At 70.5% G+C, this 19138-nt stretch carries 18 protein-coding genes; 5 read left to right on the plus strand and 13 right to left on the minus strand.

Annotation, left to right across the window (positions count from 1 at the left end):
- The first annotated feature begins 203 nt into the window (after positions 1–203).
- Positions 204–1799, plus strand: a complete 1596-nt coding sequence (locus ACFVW8_RS19450; RefSeq protein WP_389691545.1) for an FAD-dependent oxidoreductase — start codon at positions 204–206, stop codon at positions 1797–1799.
- Between the two features lie 118 nt (positions 1800–1917).
- Positions 1918–2502, plus strand: coding sequence for an AAA family ATPase (locus ACFVW8_RS19455; protein WP_389691547.1), 585 nt, complete (start codon positions 1918–1920; stop codon positions 2500–2502).
- Positions 2503–2688: 186 nt separating this feature from the next.
- Here the strand turns inward: ACFVW8_RS19455 and ACFVW8_RS19460 are convergent, their stop codons facing one another.
- On the minus strand, positions 2689–3642 hold the full coding sequence (locus ACFVW8_RS19460; protein ID WP_389691549.1) for an SDR family NAD(P)-dependent oxidoreductase: 954 nt from the start codon (positions 3640–3642) through the stop codon (positions 2689–2691).
- A 63-nt stretch (positions 3643–3705) separates the two neighbouring features.
- Positions 3706–4092, minus strand: a complete 387-nt coding sequence (locus tag ACFVW8_RS19465; protein WP_389691551.1) for a hypothetical protein — start codon at positions 4090–4092, stop codon at positions 3706–3708.
- 110 nt (positions 4093–4202) lie between these two features.
- Here ACFVW8_RS19465 and ACFVW8_RS19470 point away from each other — a divergent pair, with 110 nt between their 5' ends.
- A complete protein-coding gene (locus tag ACFVW8_RS19470) occupies positions 4203–4637 on the plus strand; it encodes a GNAT family N-acetyltransferase (protein ID WP_389691553.1) in 435 nt (144 codons plus the stop codon).
- A gap of 87 nt (positions 4638–4724) precedes the next feature.
- Here the strand turns inward: ACFVW8_RS19470 and ACFVW8_RS19475 are convergent, their stop codons facing one another.
- Entirely contained in the window at positions 4725–5516 is a 792-nt protein-coding gene (locus ACFVW8_RS19475; RefSeq protein ID WP_389691555.1) for an AraC family transcriptional regulator, read from the minus strand.
- An 85-nt stretch (positions 5517–5601) separates the two neighbouring features.
- Here ACFVW8_RS19475 and ACFVW8_RS19480 point away from each other — a divergent pair, with 85 nt between their 5' ends.
- Positions 5602–6444 carry a TSUP family transporter gene (locus tag ACFVW8_RS19480; protein ID WP_389691557.1) on the plus strand — a complete coding sequence of 281 codons (843 nt, stop codon included), beginning with the start codon at positions 5602–5604 and terminating at the stop codon, positions 6442–6444.
- Between the two features lie 399 nt (positions 6445–6843).
- Here the strand turns inward: ACFVW8_RS19480 and ACFVW8_RS19485 are convergent, their stop codons facing one another.
- Complete coding sequence (locus tag ACFVW8_RS19485; protein ID WP_389691559.1) at positions 6844–7818, minus strand: LysR family transcriptional regulator; 975 nt, start codon at positions 7816–7818, stop codon at positions 6844–6846.
- 143 nt (positions 7819–7961) lie between these two features.
- On the opposite strand from ACFVW8_RS19485, the gene ACFVW8_RS19490 reads away from it, so the two are divergent.
- Complete coding sequence (locus ACFVW8_RS19490; protein WP_389691561.1) at positions 7962–9422, plus strand: MFS transporter; 1461 nt, start codon at positions 7962–7964, stop codon at positions 9420–9422.
- Positions 9423–9437: 15 nt separating this feature from the next.
- Here the strand turns inward: ACFVW8_RS19490 and ssuE are convergent, their stop codons facing one another.
- The 9 genes from ssuE to ACFVW8_RS19535 all read right to left on the minus strand — a co-directional run bounded on the left by ssuE (position 9438) and on the right by ACFVW8_RS19535 (position 18747).
- The gene (gene ssuE / locus ACFVW8_RS19495; protein ID WP_389691563.1) at positions 9438–9995 is read right to left on the minus strand and encodes an NADPH-dependent FMN reductase; all 558 of its coding nucleotides are present in this window, start codon (positions 9993–9995) and stop codon (positions 9438–9440) included.
- Positions 9996–10083: 88 nt separating this feature from the next.
- The gene (locus ACFVW8_RS19500; protein ID WP_389691565.1) at positions 10084–10851 is read right to left on the minus strand and encodes a serine aminopeptidase domain-containing protein; all 768 of its coding nucleotides are present in this window, start codon (positions 10849–10851) and stop codon (positions 10084–10086) included.
- A 1-nt stretch (position 10852) separates the two neighbouring features.
- Complete coding sequence (locus ACFVW8_RS19505) at positions 10853–11917, minus strand: LLM class flavin-dependent oxidoreductase (RefSeq protein WP_389691567.1); 1065 nt, start codon at positions 11915–11917, stop codon at positions 10853–10855.
- A gap of 84 nt (positions 11918–12001) precedes the next feature.
- Positions 12002–13342 carry an LLM class flavin-dependent oxidoreductase gene (locus tag ACFVW8_RS19510; RefSeq protein WP_389691569.1) on the minus strand — a complete coding sequence of 447 codons (1341 nt, stop codon included), beginning with the start codon at positions 13340–13342 and terminating at the stop codon, positions 12002–12004.
- Positions 13343–13439: 97 nt separating this feature from the next.
- On the minus strand, positions 13440–14315 hold the full coding sequence (locus ACFVW8_RS19515) for an ABC transporter ATP-binding protein (RefSeq protein ID WP_389691571.1): 876 nt from the start codon (positions 14313–14315) through the stop codon (positions 13440–13442).
- The gene (locus tag ACFVW8_RS19520; RefSeq protein WP_389691573.1) at positions 14312–15202 is read right to left on the minus strand and encodes an ABC transporter ATP-binding protein; all 891 of its coding nucleotides are present in this window, start codon (positions 15200–15202) and stop codon (positions 14312–14314) included. The genes ACFVW8_RS19515 and ACFVW8_RS19520 overlap by 4 nt, the downstream gene beginning before the upstream one ends.
- Positions 15199–16089 (minus strand): ABC transporter permease, encoded by an 891-nt coding sequence (locus ACFVW8_RS19525; protein WP_389691575.1) that lies wholly within the window; start codon positions 16087–16089, stop codon positions 15199–15201. Before ACFVW8_RS19525 ends, ACFVW8_RS19520 begins: the two co-directional genes overlap by 4 nt.
- A gap of 2 nt (positions 16090–16091) precedes the next feature.
- Positions 16092–17120, minus strand: a complete 1029-nt coding sequence (locus ACFVW8_RS19530) for an ABC transporter permease (RefSeq protein WP_389691577.1) — start codon at positions 17118–17120, stop codon at positions 16092–16094.
- Between the two features lie 52 nt (positions 17121–17172).
- A complete protein-coding gene (locus tag ACFVW8_RS19535) occupies positions 17173–18747 on the minus strand; it encodes an ABC transporter substrate-binding protein (protein ID WP_389691579.1) in 1575 nt (524 codons plus the stop codon).
- Positions 18748–19138: the final 391 nt, after the last annotated feature.

Here is a 19138-nt window from a genome sequence, read left to right on the forward strand (position 1 = left end):
CCGCGAGCTGGGCGATCGTGACGTCGTCGAAGCCGCGCTCCAGGAACATCTCCGTCGCGACGTCAGCGATGCGCGCCCGTGTTCTCGCGCCCCCTCGATCTCCGCGGTTCGGCATGACACACCTCTCGTGTTACGTTTACTCGGTAAGCCTTACTCGGTAAGGCTACCGAGTCAATCATCGAATTCAGTGTAAGGGGTGCGCTATGCAGCGGACCGATGTGGTCGTCGTCGGAGCCGGGCCCACCGGCCTTCTCCTCGCAGGCGAGCTGGCGCTCCAGGGTGTGCGGGTGACGGTTCTCGAACGCCTCCAGGAGCCCGACCCGACCATCAAGGCGGGTTCGGTCAACGTCGCCAGTGCCGAGATCCTCGACCGGCGCGGCATGCTGCCGGCGGCGGAGGAGGTTCAGCGCCGTCGGATGGCCGCCGCCGGAAAGTTCGCGGCCGGCGGCGGTACGGCCACGACCCGCGGCCTCATCGGCGGGTTCGGACAGGCGTCGCCGCGGTTCCCCGTGATGGGGCATTTCGCGGGGATCATGTTCCGCAACGACCTGGTCGACCAGGACGACCCGACCCTGGCCACGCACACGGCTGTGGCGAACGGTGTGGCGGTACCCCAGTACGACCTCGAACTGCTGCTCGCCGAGCACTGTGCCGGGCTGGGCGTGGAGATCCGTCGCGGCGTGGCGGTCACAGGTGTGCGCGACACGGGCGCCGACGGCCCCGTCGGCGGCGATGGCGAAGTCGTCGTCGAGACCGACGCGGGTGGGCTGACCGCCCGGTGGGTCGTCGCGGCCGACGGCGGACGCAGCGCCATCCGTAAGCAGCTCGGCGTCGACTTCGTCGGCACCGAGCCGGAGATGGTCGGATACCAGGCGATAGCCGATTTCGACGATACGAGCGGCCTGAGCCACGGATGGACCTGGACGCCTCGCGGCGTCTACGCGTACGGCCCGGTCCCCGGCCGGATCCTGGTCGCACGCTTCGGGCCACAGCCCGAGGAGCGCGACACGCCCGTCACCCGCGAAGAGCTGCAGGAGGTGGTGCGCGACGTCACTGGGACGAATGTCAGCATCGGGGCCGTCCACGGCCGGGCGACCCGGTGGTCGGACAACGCCCGGCAGGTGCGGCACTACCGCCACGGCAGGGTGCTCTTCGCCGGCGATGCCGCACATGTGCACTCCCCGTTCAGCGCGCAGGGCCTCAACCTCGGATTCGGCGACGCCGTGAACCTCGGCTGGAAGCTTGCCGCGACCGTCCACGGCTGGGCGCCGCCCGGCCTGCTGGACACCTACGAGAGCGAGCGCTTCCCGATCGCGGCGTGGGTGCTCGACTGGACGCGGGCCCAGGTCGCCCTCCTGCGCGGGGACGAGCGCACCGAGCAGCTCCGCAGGGTCGTCGGCAACGACCTGTTCACCGTGCCGGGCGCGATGAACAGGATGGTCGCCCTGTCCTCGGGCATCATGCAGCGCCACGACGTCGCGGACGGCGCCACCGCGCCCGTGGGGTCGCTCGTCGGGGACGTCGCGCTGACGTCCGGACGACTCGCGGACTTCGCCCACGACGGCCGTTTCGTTCTGGTCGACCGCTCCGGCGACGGCCGGTTCGCCGACGCGGTGCAGCACCTGGGCGAGCGGATCGCGTACGTGGCGGACCCCGCTGCGGACTCATCGTCGCCGAGCCTGCTCGTACGGCCGGACGGCATCGTCATCTGGGTCGCCACCCACGACGACGAAGGGGCGAGCGGTGACGCGGGCAAGCAACTCGACGCCGCCACTCTGCGCTGGGTCGGCGCGCGGTGACAACGGCCCGAAACGTGTAACCGCAGGCGGGCACCAGCTCGTTCGGAGGCCGGTGCGGCCCGCGGACAGCGTCCTGGTGTGTGACCTACCTTGGTGAGCCGGCGAAAGGTCTCGCACTGTGACGGACGTACCCTCACCCGCTGCCGTCCGGCTGATCCGGATACCGGCAGGACTCGTCGTCCTCGTCGGCCCACCGGCCTCCGGGAAGACAAGCTTCGTCCGGGCGCTGCTCGCGCGGCGGCAGATCGAGGAACACTCCGTGGTGTCCAGCGACAGGATCCGCGCGGAGCTCTTCGGTGATTCGCCCGCCGAAACGGACTCCGATGCGGTGGACACCCGGGTCTTTGAAGAGCGCGACCGGAGGATTGTCGCCGGACTCGCGGCAGGACGAAGTGTGATCGCCGAATCGACGAATGTCACCCCGCAGGCCCGCGCACGGCTCCTCGCCCTTGCCCAACGGTTCGACGCCCCCGTGACCATGCTGCGGTTCACCTCCGAGATCACCGATCTCCTGGAACAGCACAGGGAACGGGGGCGCCCGGACGTCACAGCCGAAGATGTCCGCGACTACACCACGATCATGGTGCGGGAAGCCGGCGCCGACCAGCTGCGCTCCGAGGGTGCAGCGGCTGTCCATGACGTCCCCGGCCGCAGAGAAGGGCTCACGCCCGCCGCAGCCGCCGGACTCTTCTCCTTCTCCTGACCCGGCATTCAATACGTCCGGCGGAGTGTGGGCGCGCCCTGACAGGGCTCCGGGCAGGTGCGGATCCGGCTCCGTCAGTCATGGAAGAGCTCGAGGTCCTCCGACCCGTCCGCGAGCCGGACCTGGAACGCATCCATGCGGCCATGGTCCCAGCGCCACGCGGCAGGCCTTGAGGGCGGCGGGCCGTCAGGCGGCCGCGAAAGCATCGACACCCGTGAGGTGGGCCGACAGTGCCCAGAGGCGCGCGGCCTGTTCGGGGTCGGTCGCGTGTGCGTGCACGCCGCCTTCCGAACCGTCTCCGGCCGGCTCGGCGATGTCGCAGTCCTCGCAGTACACGCCGCCCATGCCCGCCAGTTGCGGGGAGGTCGCCGCCCATACCTGCGTGGCCGCACCCTGGGCGGGTGTCTTGAAGGCCGGGTCGATCGGACTGCCCTTCTCGTCGATCCAGCCCGCATCGACCATGTCCGCCTGGGCGAGGTGGCGTTGGAGCGGGGTGAGGATGCTGCCCGGATGCAGTGCGAAAGCCCGGACCCCGGCGCCGCGGCCGAGTGTGTCGAGCTGTACGGCGAACAGCACGTTGGCCGCCTTCGCCTGCCCGTAGGCCTGCCATCTGTCGTAGCCGTGCTCGAACTGCACGTCGTCCCAGTGCATGCCGCCGCCATGCGCTCCGGACGACACGGCGATCACACGCGCCCCCGGGGCGATCGCCGGCCAGAGACGGTTGATCAGTGCGTAGTGGCCGAGGTGGTTGGTGGCGAACTGCGCCTCCCACCCGGGGCCGACTCGCGTCTCGGGGCAGGCCATCACCCCGGCGTTGTTGATCACGATGTCGACGGTGCGACCTGAAGCAAGGAACCGGTCGGCGAAACCGCGGACGCTCTCGAGGTCGGACAGGTCGAGGTCGTCTGTCTCGACGCCGTCGATGCCGGCGGTCGCCTCCTGAGCGGCCGCCCGTCGCCGCGCAGGGACGACGACGTGGGCTCCGGCACCCGCCAGGGCGCGGGTTGTCTCCAGGCCGAGCCCCGAATAGCCGCCGGTGACGATCGTGGTGCTGCCGGACAGGCTGATCCCGCTGAGGACGTCGGTCGCGGTGCTACGGGGGCCGAAGCCCGATCCGATTGTGTGCTGAGGTGTCGTCATGAGCGGTGACGTTAGATGCTGGACCGCACTCCAAGGCAAGGGGCGACGATGGCGACGCGGTCGTCATGACGACGCCGAGGAGGCCCCCGGATTCCCCGGACCGAAGGTCCTGTGCACGTAGCCGTCGAGGAGCTGCCCGAACTCCTCGGGCGAACCGACGGCCGGAGCCTCGCACACGATCTCGGCGTCGAAGCCGGCATACAGGTCCGCATCGGCCCAGCCGCCTCTGAACAGCACCACGGAGAGTTCGGAACCGGCAGGGCCCGTCAGCCGGATTCCGACCGAGTGGGGATCCGCGACCCGGGAACGGTCTTGCTCGAGCGGCTGGGGCCATGCGGCGGTTTCGTCGATCCAGGTGAGCGGCCCGACCAGGAGTCCGGCGGCTGTCCACAGCTGCCTGCGGGCACTGATCTGGGCAGCGGCTTCATCGAGATCGACGATTCTCTCCATCGGCTGATCATCAAGCACGCGACGCCGCCGGGTCCACCGGGTGAAGGACGCCCGGGTGCACAGCCGGCGGTCTGATGATCTTCAATGCCCAGGTTCGGTAGATTCCGAGCATGAGCGTGGAGACCGAGATTGTTCACGAGGCGACCGATGAGCTGGTGGAGGCGTTTGCCCGGCTCCTTCCGCAGTTGTCGTCCAGGGCCGCGCCCCTGGACCACCAGGCAGTGGGGAGGCTGACGGACTGCGATACCAACACGCTGCTCGTGGCCCGGATCGACGGCCGGATCGTCGGGACGCTGACGTTGGTCGTTTCGCCCCTGCCGTCCGGCTCGCGGGGTCACATCGAGGATGTGGTGGTTGACGCCGACACACGTGGCCACGGCGTCGGCAAGGTTCTGATCGACAGGGCCCTGCGCCTGGCAGCGGCCGCCGGAGCGCGCACGGTCGATCTCACATCGCGTCCCTCGCGTGAGGCGGCGAACCGGCTCTACGTACGAGCGGGATTCCAGCAGAGGGATTCGACGGTCTATCGGTTCACCCTGGAGTGAGCCCGAACAGCAGATACACGCGTGCCGCCGCCGGAGCGAGACGCACCGGGCTGCCCAGCAGCTGACCGGGGACTGACGCCGGCCCCGTCAGGAGCTGCCGCCGCGGCCGACGCCCTGGCGGTTCGCGGCGAAGCGGGACGGGGGCAGACCGAAGGTGCGTGTGAAGGCTGCGGTGAACGCCGCGGGGGAGGCATAACCGAGCCGGCCACCGACCTCGCTCACCGAGGCCGTCCGCAGCATCGGGACGGCCGCGAGTAGACGGGCGCGGGCCCGCCAGACGGCAGGGCTGTCGCCGGTCTCGGAGCGGAAACGACGGGTGAACGCCCGCTCGCTCATGGCGGTCCGTGCGGCCCACGCGGTATTGGTGACACCCGCGTCCGGGGCGGCCAGATACGTGCGGCAGAGGCTCGCGAGGTCCGGGGACACGGGAATCCCGACGTGGAACGGGAGCGGGGCGCGCTCGGCGATCTCATACAGGAGGAGCGCGGAGACGGCCCCCTCCCGACCGGACAGACTGTAGTCGGCCCCGAACCCGACAGCGGTCAGGAGCAACTCGCGCAGCAGCGGCGAAACGTCGACGACCGAACAGGTCACGGGCCACCAGGGGACGGCATCCGGCTCGATGTACAGGCTTCTGGTGCTCACCCCCAGCATGCGGACCCGGTGCCGGGTTGCCGCCGGAATCAGCACTGCTCGCTCGGGCGGAACGGTCCAGCTGCCTGCCGCGGTGTCGACGATCATGACGCCGGTGGCGCCGTAGAGGAACTGGGCGCGACGGTGCTCGTGCCAGTCCAGTACGTGTCCGGGTGGGTAGTCCGTGCCGATCGGCAGGACGGCCCGGTCGACATGGTCGACCTCGGCAAGGGGGACGTTCTTCACCCGTCCACCCTACTGGCCGAGACGCGAAGGAATGCAGCTGACCTTCGCATGCGAGCAGCCCGCCGGGCCTGGTGGAGTGGAGTCCATGGACGTGGTGGCATTGATCGGGATCGGGCTCCTCACCGGGGTGACGACCGTGTTGTTCGGGTTCGGCGGCGGATTCGTCGCCGTGCCCGTCGTGGTGTGGGCGGACGCCGGACTGGGCGGGGACGCGATGCGGGTGGCGACGGCCACCTCGGCCCTGGTGATGGTGGTGAACGCGGGCTTCGCGACCGCCGTCACACCGAGGCGGGTGCTTCGCACGCTCCGCGGCAGCGGCACACTGCTCCTCCTGCTGGCCGCCGGCGCCTCGGCCGGGGCGGTCGCCACCCGGCTCGCCCCGGCCGGCCCGGCCCGCTGGGCCTTCGTCGCGTACGTCGCCCTCACCATTGCCGATCTGCTGCTGCGCCCCGGATTCCTTCGTCCGGGGACGCGCGTCGGGGCAGGCCCTGACACTCCGCGCTCTGGTAGCCGCGCCGAGGCAGTCCCTGACGTCCCCCGTCCGCTGCCCGCGGTCCTCGGCGTACCGGTCGGAGCCGTCGCGGCCTTCCTCGGGGTGGGAGGCAGCGTCATGACCGTCCCCGCGATGCGGCGGGCCGGGCACACGATGCAGGTGGCGACCGTGCTGGCCAACCCCCTCACCCTCGTCATCGCGCTGCCGGCCACCGCGGTCTCGCTGGCCGGTGCGTCGGTCCCCGCCGCCGTGGACGCGCACGTCCACCTGGTCGGTCTCGTCGACCTCCGTGCGGCATCCGCTCTGCTCCTCGGCGCGCTGCCCGTGATCGCGATACTGCGGAGGCACCCGCCGCGCATCCCCGACCGCACCTACGCCTGGGCGTACATCGGGCTGCTGGCCGCGGTGACGGTTGCGATGCCGTTCTCGGCCTAGGGTCCTCCCTATGGCGACGCGGCGGCCGACGCCCGTGAACGTGGCCGGCGGACCGTGCACCTCCCCGGCGAGCACCTGCACCAGACCGTCGACCTGGCCGGCCCCGCTCGACGCCTCCTCGAACTCACCACCGGCGACGCCTGACGAGCAGGTCGAGGCACCCGCGACCGCACCCCCTCAGCCGCCCCTGCCCCACGACGCTCACGGTCTGCAGGCTCGGTGGCGATCTCGCGGTCATCCACCAGCGCCTGGCCCGTCGACATGACAGCGAACCCGAAGCGCTGCGATGGCACCTGGACCGGTCCGGTGAACTGGACGGAATCCTCGGCCGGGCCGCCGTTGACGACTTCACCGTCGACACCACCACGGGCTCCGCCGTCGACATCGCCCGGTCCGTCGTCAAGCGGGCCGGCTGGCTGTGATCACCACCTGAGGGGAGGGGCTCCGGCCCGCCCGCGTGTGGTGCCCGACGTCCGGGGCCATGTCACGCGCCACCTCGTGTGCGGCGCGCGCGAACAGTTCGATCGCCCGGCTGCTGCCTTCGGACCGCCACATCAGGCCGTATCCGAGGGGTTCGTCGCCCTCCACCGGTACGTAGGTGACGCCAGGACGGCCGTGGTAGAGCGGCATATGGGCTCCGGCCAGCAGCACGCCCTTTCCTCCGGCGACGAGCGTCAGCGCCTCCTGAACGTTGGTGACGGCCGGCCCCTGCCCGATCGGGATGCCGCGGGGTGTGTGCGTGGGCCGCTGATGCTCCTTCCAGTACTCCGGAACGCTTCCCTCAACGGTGAGCAACGGCACGCCGGCCAGCTCCTCCAGCGTCACCGGTCCCCGTCCGGCCAGTGGATGACCGGTCGCCACGGCCAGCACCCTGCTCTCGGTGAGCAGCGTGGGGCCCCGGGTCAGATCTGCCTCTCGCGCGGGGAAGTCCGTCAGCTGAAGGTCGTACTCCCCTCGGCGCAGCATCCCGTACGGGTCGGAGAGGGGCACCTCGCAGACCTCCACGGCGAGTTCGGGGTGGCCGGCGCGCAGCCTCTCGGTCGTCCGCATCACCAGTTCCCCCGCCAGGGGCGTGGAGAAGCCCACGAACAGGGTCCCGCCGATCGTGCGCCCCGCCGAGACCGCGCGCGTCAGCGCCTCCTGGATTCCCCGGTAGTGCGGTTCGAGGTCGTCACGGAGACGGGCGCCGAGGACGGTCAGGGTCACGCGGCGGCTCGTGCGCGTGAACAGGGGTGCTCCGACGCGCCGTTCCAGCCGCTGGATGAGCTGGCTCACCCGGGCGCGGGAGAGGTGCAGACGCTCCGCGGTACGGCCGAAGTGCAGTTCCTCGGCGAGGACGAGGAAGGAACGGAGCTCGTTCTGGTCCACGCGCATCTCCGGAAGACGTAGGGGACGTAGGGAGGGATCGGTAAGCCTGGCTGAACAACCGTTGCGATCATCGCTGTTGTTCCCGGATACGTCGTGGCGAAGGCTTGGGGCACCGAAACCGCCTCATACTCCGGAAGGGGTCCATCGTCATGAGTTCCTCGATCGCCTCACGGGACATGGACGCGCGCAAGTGGGGCATCCTGCTCGTGTTGTGCGGCGCCATCTTCCTCGAAGGTGTCGACGTGGCCATGCTCAATGTGGCGCTGCCGTCGATCCGCGCAGATCTCGGCCTGTCCACCGGCGAGTTGCAGTGGGTCATGAGCGCCTACGTACTCGGCTACGGCGGCTTCATGCTCCTCGGCGGACGGGCGGCCGACCTGTTCGGACGCCGCCGGATGTTTCTCGCCTGGCTCACTGCCTTCCTGCTCTTCTCGGGGCTGGGCGGTCTTGCCACCGAAGGGTGGATGCTGATCCTGGCCAGATTCGTCACGGGCGTCGCCGCCGCCTTCATGACACCGGCGGGCCTGTCCGTCATCACCACGGGATTCGCCGAGGGGCCGGAGCGGAACAGGGCGCTGCTCATCTACTCGGGCACGGCCGCGGGCGGGTTCACGATCGGACTGGTGGCGGGTGGGCTGCTCACCGCGGCCGGCTGGCGCTGGGTCTTCTTCGCCCCCGTTGTGCTGTCCTTCCTCATCCTTGTCGCCGCCGCCGTCCTCGTTCCCCGGTCGGAGCGTCCCGACCGGTCCGGCAAGCGCCTCGACGTGGCCGGGGCGTTCACCGTCACCGCCGCCCTCGTTCTGATCGTGCTGGGGGTCGAACGCGCGGCGCACACCGGCATCGTCCTCAGCCTGGCCACACTGTTCGCGGGGCTGGGCTTCCTCGGAATCTTCCTCCTCATCGAGCGGCGCGCTGCCGAGCCCCTGGTACGTCCGGGCATCTTCCGCAGCGGCGCACTGGTGCGGGCCAACCTCGTCGCCGCCCTGTTCGCTGCCGGATTCTTCGGCTTCCAGTTCCTGGTGGTGCTCTACCTCCAGGAACTGCGCGGGTGGACGACGCTGCAGACGAGTTTCGCGATGCTGGTCGCGGGCGTCGACACGGTGCTCTCACCGACCCTCACGCCAAGACTCGTTGGCCGCTTCGGCAACGCGAGGGTGATCCTCGGCGGTCTCGTACTCACAGCGCTGTCCTACGGGCTGTTCCTCCCGCTGGGAGCGGACATGAGCTACGGGGCGATGTTCCCGAGCTTCCTCATTCTCGGGTTCGGCTTCGCCCTGTCGTACGGACCGCTCACGATCATGGCCACTGACGGGGTCGCGGACGAGGAACAGGGGCTCGCGGGCGGTCTCCTCTACACCGCCTTCCAGTTCGGCGCCGCGGTCGGTCTCTCGGCCGTCACCGCGGTGAGCGTGGCCGCGACCCGTGGGGACACGCCCGCCGCCATGCTGGACGGCTACCGGGCCGCTCTGCTCGTCCCGTTCGCCGCGGCCGTCATCGCGGCCGTCATCAGCGCCTTCGGCCTCCGGGCCCGCCGGGACGGGGCGCCCGCCGCCGCGGCGGGCGAAGCAGGCACAGTGGCCGCGCCCGTCACCACCCCCGGCCCCCGCTGACGACCGCGCCCCCGCTCACTCGGCGGCGGCCAGGAGCGCGGACCTGGCGCCCAGCGCGGCGGAGAAACGGTCGGTCACCTGGGCCAGGGCCTCGGCGGAGCCCGGGGCCACGATCAGGGCACCGTCGTGGCCGACAGTGATGTCCTTGTCGAGCGTGAACCATCCCGGCACTATGTGCGCGGCGCCCATGGAGCTCAGCACGGGGCGCAGTGCGTAGTCGATCGCCAGGACGTGGGCCAGGCTGCCGCCGGTGGCCAGCGGCAGCACGGTCTTGCCGGTCAGCGCGTACTGGGGGAGCAGGTCCAGGAGCGACTTGAGCAGCCCGGAGTAGGCGGCCTTGTAGACCGGGGTGCCGATCACCACCCCGTCCGCCTGCTCGAACAGCTCGGTGGCCGCGACGATCGCCGGATGCCCGAACTGGGCGCCGAGCAAGGCCTCGGCGGGCAGGGTACGGACCTCCAGCGAGGTCACCTCGTGCCCCTGGTCCCTGAGCCGGTCGTCCAGGTCACGCAGGAGCCGCGCGGTACGGGAGGTCGAGGAGGGACTTCCGGAGACGGACAGGACGGTGGCCATGCGGGCACCTTTCGGGTCGGGGTTCAAAGGGGCCGGACGGGTCCGGCGGGACAGCTGCGGGGGTGGAGCAGCAGCTGGACGGCGGCACTCACCACGCACTGGACTCCACCGCGATCAGCGGCACCAGCTCGTTGCGCAGCGTCTCCAGGAACGTGACGATCTCGGCCGCCACCGAGCGGTGCTGGAGGTCGTTCAGGACATCGTGGTGGGCATCGCGGACCACCGAGAGACGGGCTCGGGAAAGGGACTTCGCCGTACGGGCGAGGGCGGCCCGGTCGGCGAGCGCATCGGCGTCGCCGACGAGGACCAGTGCCGGGACGCCGAGATCGCTTCCGTAAGCCGCCGCGAGCAGAGCGTCCGGCACCGCATCCTGGAGTGAACCCCGCCGCACGCCGGAGTCCTCGGTGAGCGCGCCGCGATGCGCGGGACAGAAGGTGCGTACGTCGAGCTCCTGGTCCCAGGTGCCGGCCGTGGTGGCCGTGTGCCCCGGGAGCCCGGCGAGAACAACGGCCTCCGGCAGCCGGGCGGCAGGGGTGTCCTCCCGGCCGAGCAGCGCGGCGACCGCGGCCGCGCCGGTGTCGGCTCCCACCACCACGACCGGGTGGACGACACCGTCCTGTGCCGCGGTTCCTTCGAGCGCCGTGGCGAGCTGTGCACCGAATCCGGTGAGCGAGCCGGTCAGGTCGTCGGCGTCGATCTCCGGCGCGTCGATGACACGCACCCGGTAGGCGTCGGCGGCGAGACGCCTGCCGAACCGGGCATAGGCCGCCCGTGTCTCTCCGCGGCCGGGTACCACGAGGACGGTGCCCCGGGTGCGGAGGCCCTCGGGGCCGAAGTGGTCGCTGTACTCGGGCATTTCAGACTCCTGCGGGTTCGGTGGCGGGTTCGGTGGCGGGTTCGGGCCGGGGTGCGGGGGCGGTCGCGGGCTTCCAGCCCAGGGCCGGTGCCACCTCGGTCGCGATGAGTTCGAGGGCCCGGATGGCGGCGTCGTGATCGGGGACCGCGGGATTGAACTGGGTGATCAGATCCGTCGCGACCGGCAGGACCTTCTCCTGCCGGAGCGCGGCGACGATCTCCTCGGGAGCGCCGTGGAACGAGTGGAAGCGCCGCAGCGCCTCGTCCATGCCAAGACCCTTGGGGAAGGCGCCGCTCTCGGCCATGCGCAGAGCGGTCCCGTGGACGTCGTCGCCGATCTGCCTGAGTGCCGTGCGCCTGTCCTTGGCCGGGAAAACGAACCGGGACAGCCCGATCCGCGGCCGGCGCGGCCGGTCCCACGCGGCGAGGAACGTGTCGGCCCAGGGTCGCTGCACCTCGTCCGTGGGTGCGTCGAACCCGTAGGCAGCCCGGTTGAGGAGCAGGTTCGAGCCCCCTGCGGCGGCGTACTCCGCACCGCTGCCGCTGAACACGCCCTGCCAGATCCGGTCGCCGAAGCCGGCGCCGGGCGGCTGGATCCGGAAGCCCGGTGCGCCCACTTCCTCCCCGGCCAGAGCCTTGCGCAGCACCTGGAGGTTCTCGCTGGTCAGCTCGCGCCTGCGGGCGAAGTCCCTGCCGAGGGCGGCGTACTCGGGGGCACTGGCGCCACTGCCCACGCCGATCTCGACGCGGCCGCCGCTCAGCAGGTCGACGGTGGCGACATCCTCGGCGAGCCGGACCGGGTCCTCCAGCGGGAGGATCGTGATGGCGGTACCGAGGCGTATCCGGCCGGTCCGCGCCGCGGCGTGCGCCAGGAAGGGCCAGGGCGAGGACAGGCCGCCGCCGCCCTGGCTGACGTGGTGCTGGGCGACCCAGCCGACATCGAAGCCGAGTTCGTCGGCGACGACGAAGAGTTCCTGGGCATTGCGGTACGTCCGGGCCAGGTCGTCACCCCGGCCCTGGACATGGGTGAGGAAACCGAGCCGGAATCGCGGCGTCTCGTCGGTCATGGGATGAATGCCTTTCAGGAATCGGATCGGGCGATATCGACAGCCGTCCGCGGCTGGACCGTGGTGACGCGGCCTTCAGGGCGTTCAGTCGCGCACGAGCTCCCGCTCGACGGTGTGCCGGTTGGCGGCGAACGGCAGGCCGAGATTGCCGCGCAGGGTGTCGGCCTCGTACTCCGTGCGGAACAGGCCGCGCTTCTGCAGGAGCGGGACGACGCCGTCGACGAAGAGGCTGAGGTCGTCGTTGTTCCGGAAGGCGAGATTGATGCCGTCGAAGGTGCCGGCGTCGAACCACTTCTCGATGGTGTCGGCCACGGTCTCCGGGGCTCCGACGAACGGCGAGCGACGGAACGCGTTGACCGACTCGGCGACCTGGCGCAGCGTCAGGTTCTCCGCGCGGGCCCGCTCGATGATCTTCGCGGCGCCGGTACGGCCGCCCTTCTCCGCGAGATGGGACACGTCCGGGAAGGGTGCGTCCAGGTCGTGTCCGGAGAAGTCGTAGGCCCCGAAGGAGCGGCCCAGGAGCGCGAGGTTGCTGTCGAAGTCGTTGTCCTCCTCGAAGATCTCCCGCTCGCGGTTCCTGGCGTCCTGGTCGGTCGCGCCGACGATCGGGCCGCCGTGGATGAACACCTTGATGTGGTCGGGATTGCGTCCGTAGGCCGCCGTGCGCCGCTTGATGTCGGCGTAGTACTCCTGCGCCTGCTCCAGGGAACCGCCCGGGGCGTAGATGCCCTCGGCCACCCGTGCGGCGAGATCGCGGCCCTCGGGGGAGACCCCGGCCTGGAAGATGACCGGCTGCCCCTGGGGCGAGCGGGAGATGTTGAGCGGCCCTGCGACCTTGAAGTGCTCCCCGACGTGGTCGAGCGTGTGCAGCCTCTCCCGGTCGAGGAAGACATCGAGTGCCACGTCGGCCGGGAAGGCGTCGTCCTCGTAGGAGTCCCACAGCCCCCGGGCCACTTCGACGAACTCCAGGGCCCTGCCGTACCGCGTCGCGTAGTCCAGGTGCTCGTCCAGCCCGTAGTTCTTGGACGTGCCGGTGTCGAAGCTGGTCACCACGTTCCAGCCCGCGCGCCCGCCGCTGATGTGGTCGAGCGAGGCGAAACGGCGGGCGAGGTTGAACGGCGAGTTGTACGTCGAGCTCGCCGTGCCGACCAGACCGATGTGCTTGGTGTGGGTGGCGACCGCCGACAGCAGAGTGAGCGGCTCCAGCCGGTTGAGGTAGTGCGAGGGATAGGTGCTGTTGATGAACTGGCTGTCGACGACGAACAGCGCGTCGAACAGGGCGTGCTCGGCCGCCTGGGCCTGCTGGATGTAGTAGTTGATGTCGATGCTGGCGTTCTTGGCGACGCGCGGGTCCTTCCAGAGACCGTGCTGGCCGGGGCCTCCGACGCCGTAGGGGTGCAGGGCGAGATGGATCGTGCGGGACATGGCTGTTCCTTTCGAGGGGGATCGCCGAATCGTTGAAGCAGCGGGCTGCTGGGCCGGCGACGTGACGAGGCGCCGGTGTGCTGCGATGCCGCCGGGCTCAGGCGTTCAGGAGTGCGCGCAGGGCTTCGCGCTCGGACCGGTCGGCCGCACCCGTGCGCAGGGTCGGCGCCGAACTGACGAGCAGTCTGGTGTAGGCGTGGCGGGGGTGGTTGATGACGTCACGGGCGGCGCCGACCTCGACCAGTTCGCCCTGGTAGAGCACTGCGATGCGGTCGGCGGTGCCCGCCACGGACCCCAGGTCGTGGGAGATGAGGACGAGGGCCACTCCGGTGGCTCGCAGCTCCTTGAGGATTTCCAGGACCTTGACGCGGTTGGCGGAGTCCAGCGCGCTGACCGGCTCGTCGAGGATGACCAGCCTCGGCTCGGTGACCAGTGCCCGGGCCACGGCGACACGCTGGCGCTGACCGCCGGAGAGCTCCCCGGGCAGCCGTTCGAGCAGTTCCTGTGAGAGGTGGACGCGGTCGAGGAACGAGCGGGCCCGAGCGGTTGCCTCCTTGCGCGCTACGCCCTGGACGAGCAGGGGTTCGGTCAGCGAGTCCTCGACGGTGACGTCGGGGTCGAGGCTGCGCAGCGGGTCCTGGAAGACGTACTGGACGACGCCGCGGCGGCGCAGGGCGCGCCACTGGCGGCGGCCGTAGGCGGTCACGTCCTCGCCGTCGATGAGGACCGACCCGGCGGAGGCGGGCACCAGGCCGAGAATGGCACGGGCGAGCGTGGACTTGCCCGATCCCGTCTCGCCGATCACCCCGACGGTCTCGCCGGGTGCCACGCTCAGCGAGACTCCGTGCAGGGCACGGCGCCGCCGTCTTCCCCGTCCGTAGCGCACCTCCAGACCGGTGACGTCCAGCACCGCTGCCGCGCTCTCCTCGCGGTCGGCAGCCGCTGCCTCCGCTTCGGTGAACTCGGTGGTCATGACGCCTCCTTGGGGGCGAGGAACTTCTCCAGGCCGTACTGGTCGTGCTCGCCGATGAGCAGCCGGGTGTACGCGTGCTGCGGATCGTGGAGCACCGCCTGCGTGGGGCCGTGCTCCACCACGTCTCCCTGCTTCATCACGAGGACCTCGTCGCAGAGCTGGGCGACGACGGCCAGGTCGTGGGAGACGACCACGAGCGCCAGACCCGTCCGCTCCCGCAGCTCGGCGAGCAGATCGAGGATCTCGGCCTGGACGGTGACATCGAGTGCGGTGGTGGCCTCGTCGGCGATGAGGGTGCGCGGCTCGACGGCGATGGCCGCCGCGATCAGGACGCGCTGGAGCATGCCGCCCGACAGCTCGTAGGTGTACTGGCCGTAGACCAGCTCCGGGTCGCGCAGCCGTACCGCCCGCAGCAGTTCGACGGCACGGTGCCGGGCCTCGCGCCGCTTCAGCCCCAGCTTGGCCCGGAGTACCTCGGCGATCTGGGCACCCACCCGGATCGAGGGGTTGAGGTAGGACGCCGGGTCCTGGAAGACCGCGCCGATCGTGGCGCCGCGCAGGGCCGTCCACTGCCGGGAGGTGAGGCTCGCGATGTCGGTGCCGGCGATCTCGACCGAGCCGCCGGACACCTCGAAGTGCGGGGGCAGGATGCCGAGCGCTGCCCGGCAGGTGAGTGTCTTGCCGCTGCCGGACTCGCCGACGATGCCGACCGCCTTGCCGGGAGTGAGCTCGAAGCTGACGCCGTGCACGATCTCCCGGTCGGTGACCCGGTCGCTGATGCGTACGTCGCGCAGGGCGAGCACCGGCGCGGACGTCGGGACGGGGCGGCCTGCGGTGACGGCGGGCTCGGCCTGCCCGGGGGCGATGTTCTGGGACACGGTCGTCACAGGGAACCTCCGGTGGGTACGGGACCGCTCCTGTCGAGGCGGTTGGCACGGGCCCTGCGGTTGTTGACCAGCGCCCGGCCGGCCTCGCCGGAGACGTCGCGGATGGCGTCGGCGAGGAGGTTGCAGGCCCAGACGGTGACCATGATCAGCAGGGCGGGCGCCAGCGGCGCCCACGGCTGATGGCTGAGATAGCCCAGGTCCGAGGCGAGCAGACCGCCCCAGGTGGGCGCCGGGGGCTGGACTCCGATACCGAGGAACGTCAGGCTCGACACGATGACGAACCCGACGCCGATGGTCTGCGCGAGAGCGATCGCGATCGGCGGGAGCACCTTGACCCAGACGTGACGCCGTACGACCCAGCCGACGGACGCACCGGAGATGATCGCCGCCTCCACGTACGGGGAGCGGGCGACGGCCAGCGTCGCCGCGCGGGACACCCGGTAGAAGAGCGGCGAGACCAGCGCGCCCGTGACGAGCATGGCCTGGGTGAGGCCGTTGCCCAGCAGCGCGATCACGGCGATGGCGAACAGCAGGAACGGCAGGGCGACGAGCGTGTCGGCCAGGCGGAGGGTGAACCACTCGAAGGACCGGCCGAGATAGACGGACAGGATGCCGGGCACGGCGCCGACGACCAGGGCCATGAGCGCGACCTCCAGTGAGCCGAGCACACTGACGCGCGAACCGTCCAGCAGCCGGCTGAGCACATCCCGGCCGAGGTAGTCGGTGCCCAGCCAGTGGGCGCCCGAGACGTCCGCGAGCGGGTTGTCGCTGGTGGTCAGGGGATTCTGCGGAGCGAGCCAGGGTCCGAGGACGGCAAGCAGTGCGATCACCACGAGGATGACGACGGCGATCCGGCCGGACGTGAGTGCGAGAACGCGGCGCACCATGGTCACACCCCCCGCTGCGACGCCGGCATCACACGTGCCAGCACCAGATTGATGATGAGGTTGAAGGAGACGACCAGGACGATCGACACCACGAGGACGCCCTGCACCGCGGGCACGTCACCGGCCTGGGCGGAGTCGTTGGCGAATCTGCCGAAGCCCTGGAGGCCGAAGATCCACTCCGTCACCACGGAAGCGCCGACCAGTGCCGGGAACTTCTGGCCCAGCGTGGCGAGCGCGGGCCCGAGACCGTTGCGCAGCACATGGCCGAAGAAGATCCGCCGGGGGCTCAGTCCCCGTACCACGGCGCCTGTCACATAGTTCTCGTCATAGGCCGAGATGAGACTCGTTCGCAGCTGGCGGGCGACATCGGCGATGACGTCGAAGCTGAGCGCGAGCGCGGGGAGGGTGATGTGCGCGAGCCAGCGCCCGAACCCCTGCTCCGCCGGGATGTAGCCGGCCGAGGGGAACAGATGGAGCCCGACCGCGAGGACCGCGACCAGCACAATGCCGACGACGAACGCCGGCATCACCGAGATCACGGTGACGAAGCCCGTGATCGCACGGTCGACGAAGGTGGTGCGCCGGAGCGCGGCCAGGGTGCCGAGACCGAATCCGACGATCACCCCGATGATCAGCGCGAACGTGGCGACCGACAGGCTCACTCCCAGACCGAGCCCGATCAGTGTGGAGATGTCGGCGCCGTTGACCCAGCTGGTGCCGAGCTGTCCGTGCAGAACGCCGGTGAACCAGTCCCAGTACTGGGTCAGGAAGGGCTTGTCGAGGCCCCACTGGGCCTCGATCCGGTGGATGGCGTCGGGAGTCGCCTCCTCGCCCAGCTGGATACGTGCCGGGCTGAGTCCGCTCAGCGACCGCAGCGCGAACGTCACGAACGTCGCGACCAGGAACACGGGCACGAAGATCGCGACCGACCGGCCGAGGGCGGCCAGGATCCGGCCTGCCGCGTGCCGGGCCCTGGGCGCGGCGAGCCCGCGACGGTGGACAGTAGGCGCCGGTGGAGCGCTCGTCGTCATGGGGCTTGCCCCTCTCTTCAGCGAATGCATGTCAGTTGCCGTGCGGAGCAGCTCAGTTGGTGCCGTTGACGGTGACGCCGGTCCAGTCGATGTGGGCCGGGTTCTTCGGCAGGCCGGAGATCTGCTTGCTCTTGGCGAAGAGGTTCGGCGCGGAGTACGTGAAGACCAGCGCCTTGCTTTCGAGGCCTGCCCGGGTCGCTTCCTGAAGGGTCTTCGTGTACTTCGGCGACTCCAGCGGCGTCCGGCGGACCTTGGCCACCGCCGCCTCGAAACCGTCCGGCTCGTACGGCGTGCTGAGGTTCAGCGGGCCGTCGGGACCGAAGTGGGCCGTGAGGGTCTGTACGGCGGAGTCCCGGCCCGTGGTCGAGTACAGCGAGAAGGCCAGGTTCTTGGCGAAGAAGGGGGTGGCCCAGTTCTTGTCGATCTTGATGGTGACGCTGATGCCCACCGCGGCCAGCTGTGACTGCACGATCTCGGCCTGGGGGTCCTCCGCCGGGATGACCAGCTTGAGCTTGATGTCGCCGGCCTTGTGACCCGCGTCGGCGAGCAGCTGCCTGGCCTTGGCCGGGCTGTACGGGTAGGAGTTCCCGGACTTCGGGTCGTAGGCGACATATCCCTTCGGGAAGGGCTGGTTGGTCGCTTCGCCGTAGCCGAAGGTCAGCTTGTCGACGAACTCCTTGCGGTTGACCGCGTAGCGGACGGCGTCGACGACCCGGTCGTCGTTGAACGGTGCCTTGTTGACGTTGAGGCTGATGTTGGAGGCGTTGAAGCCGGGCTGGGAGAAGACGTCGAGTCCGGCCTTCTTGGCGGCGTCCGCCTGGCTCGGGTCGAGGTCCGCGAAGTTGTAGACGCCGGTCTGGAGGCCCGAGACGACCGTCGAGGTGTCGGGGGCCGAGTTCAGCTCGACGTCGTCGATGTGGATGTTCTTCGCGTCCCAGTAGTCGGGGTTCTTCGCCAGTACGGCCTTGGTGCCGGGGACCAGCTGCTTGACGACGAACGGTCCGGCGCCGACCGGGTTCTGGTCCAGCTTCGCCGGGTCCTTCGCCGCCTTGGGGCTGGCGATCTGCAGGACGCGCTCACCCAGCAGCTGCGGTATCTGGTAGTCGACCTGGCTGAGGTGGAGGACCGCGTCCAGCCCGTCGGCGTCCACCGACCTGATGGACGTCAGATCGCCGAACAGGGCGGAGTTCTTCTGCTTCTTGGCCCGCTCGATGGCGGTCTTGACCGCGGTGGCGTCCACCGGCTCACCGTCGCTGAACTTCAGGCCGGGGCGTACGTGAAAGGTGATCCGGTCACCGGCGGCGTTGTACTCCCAGCTCTTGGCGAGATCGGGAACGGCCTTTCCGGACGCGTCGGTGCGCGTCAACGAGGCATATACCAGGGCAAGTTCACGGAACTGGGCGCCGCTCCCCCCGACCACCGGGTCCCAGTGGGCGGGGAAGTACGAGGAGGCCCACTTCAGGGTGGCGCCGCCGTCCGAGGCGGAGACGTCGCCGCCGCAGGCGCTCAGGGCGGGGGTGAGCAGCGCGACGAAGGCGGTTCCCAGGGCCGCGGACCGGAGGCCGCCGGCCCGTCGGGCCGGCCGGATGGCATGTCCGGGGCGGGGCGTCGTGACTCGTGGGGACATCTCATTCTCTCTGTGATGGGTCCGGTGCTGCGCCGGCCCGGGTCGGGGCGCGGGGCGTCGGGAAAGGGTGAGTGCGGGGCGGCTTCGTACCCGCGCCGGACCGTTGGCCGGTTGCCGGGCGGACGTGCGGGGGTGGCGGGCAGCCCTTCGGGCAGGCGGGGAGGCCCTGTGGCGGGGGCGGGCAGGAGGGCTGAGGGGCCCCGGCCGTGCGTGAGCCGACGCTCCTGGAGGAGTGCCGGAGGGCTCAGGGGTGGGCCGGGGTGCGGGATCCGGGGCGCGACGGTGCGCGGCGGAGCGCGAAGCGGAAGTGCGGAGAGCAGGCGCGGCTCAGCGCTGCAGCGGGCAGTCGGTGCTGCCGGCGGGCGTCAGGCGGCGCCTGTGGATCGGAGCG

The organism is Streptomyces sp. NPDC058221 (assembly GCF_042882365.1).
In the GTDB taxonomy this organism is placed as follows: domain Bacteria; phylum Actinomycetota; class Actinomycetes; order Streptomycetales; family Streptomycetaceae; genus Streptomyces.

Excerpts from the sequence above, each read along its gene's own strand:
- ACFVW8_RS19450 (WP_389691545.1), top strand. The coding sequence starts at position 204 with ATGCAGCGGACCGATGTGGTCGTCGTCGGAGCCGGGCCCACCGGCCTT.
- ACFVW8_RS19460 (WP_389691549.1), bottom strand. The coding sequence starts at position 3,642 with ATGACGACACCTCAGCACACAATCGGATCGGGCTTCGGCCCCCGTAGC.
- ACFVW8_RS19465 (WP_389691551.1), bottom strand. The coding sequence starts at position 4,092 with ATGGAGAGAATCGTCGATCTCGATGAAGCCGCTGCCCAGATCAGTGCC.
- ACFVW8_RS19470 (WP_389691553.1), top strand. The coding sequence starts at position 4,203 with ATGAGCGTGGAGACCGAGATTGTTCACGAGGCGACCGATGAGCTGGTG.
- ACFVW8_RS19480 (WP_389691557.1), top strand. The coding sequence starts at position 5,602 with ATGGACGTGGTGGCATTGATCGGGATCGGGCTCCTCACCGGGGTGACG.
- ACFVW8_RS19485 (WP_389691559.1), bottom strand. The coding sequence starts at position 7,818 with ATGCGCGTGGACCAGAACGAGCTCCGTTCCTTCCTCGTCCTCGCCGAG.
- ACFVW8_RS19490 (WP_389691561.1), top strand. The coding sequence starts at position 7,962 with ATGAGTTCCTCGATCGCCTCACGGGACATGGACGCGCGCAAGTGGGGC.
- ssuE (WP_389691563.1), bottom strand. The coding sequence starts at position 9,995 with ATGGCCACCGTCCTGTCCGTCTCCGGAAGTCCCTCCTCGACCTCCCGT.
- ACFVW8_RS19500 (WP_389691565.1), bottom strand. The coding sequence starts at position 10,851 with ATGCCCGAGTACAGCGACCACTTCGGCCCCGAGGGCCTCCGCACCCGG.
- ACFVW8_RS19505 (WP_389691567.1), bottom strand. The coding sequence starts at position 11,917 with ATGACCGACGAGACGCCGCGATTCCGGCTCGGTTTCCTCACCCATGTC.
- ACFVW8_RS19510 (WP_389691569.1), bottom strand. The coding sequence starts at position 13,342 with ATGTCCCGCACGATCCATCTCGCCCTGCACCCCTACGGCGTCGGAGGC.
- ACFVW8_RS19515 (WP_389691571.1), bottom strand. The coding sequence starts at position 14,315 with ATGACCACCGAGTTCACCGAAGCGGAGGCAGCGGCTGCCGACCGCGAG.
- ACFVW8_RS19525 (WP_389691575.1), bottom strand. The coding sequence starts at position 16,089 with ATGGTGCGCCGCGTTCTCGCACTCACGTCCGGCCGGATCGCCGTCGTC.
- ACFVW8_RS19530 (WP_389691577.1), bottom strand. The coding sequence starts at position 17,120 with ATGACGACGAGCGCTCCACCGGCGCCTACTGTCCACCGTCGCGGGCTC.
- ACFVW8_RS19535 (WP_389691579.1), bottom strand. The coding sequence starts at position 18,747 with ATGTCCCCACGAGTCACGACGCCCCGCCCCGGACATGCCATCCGGCCG.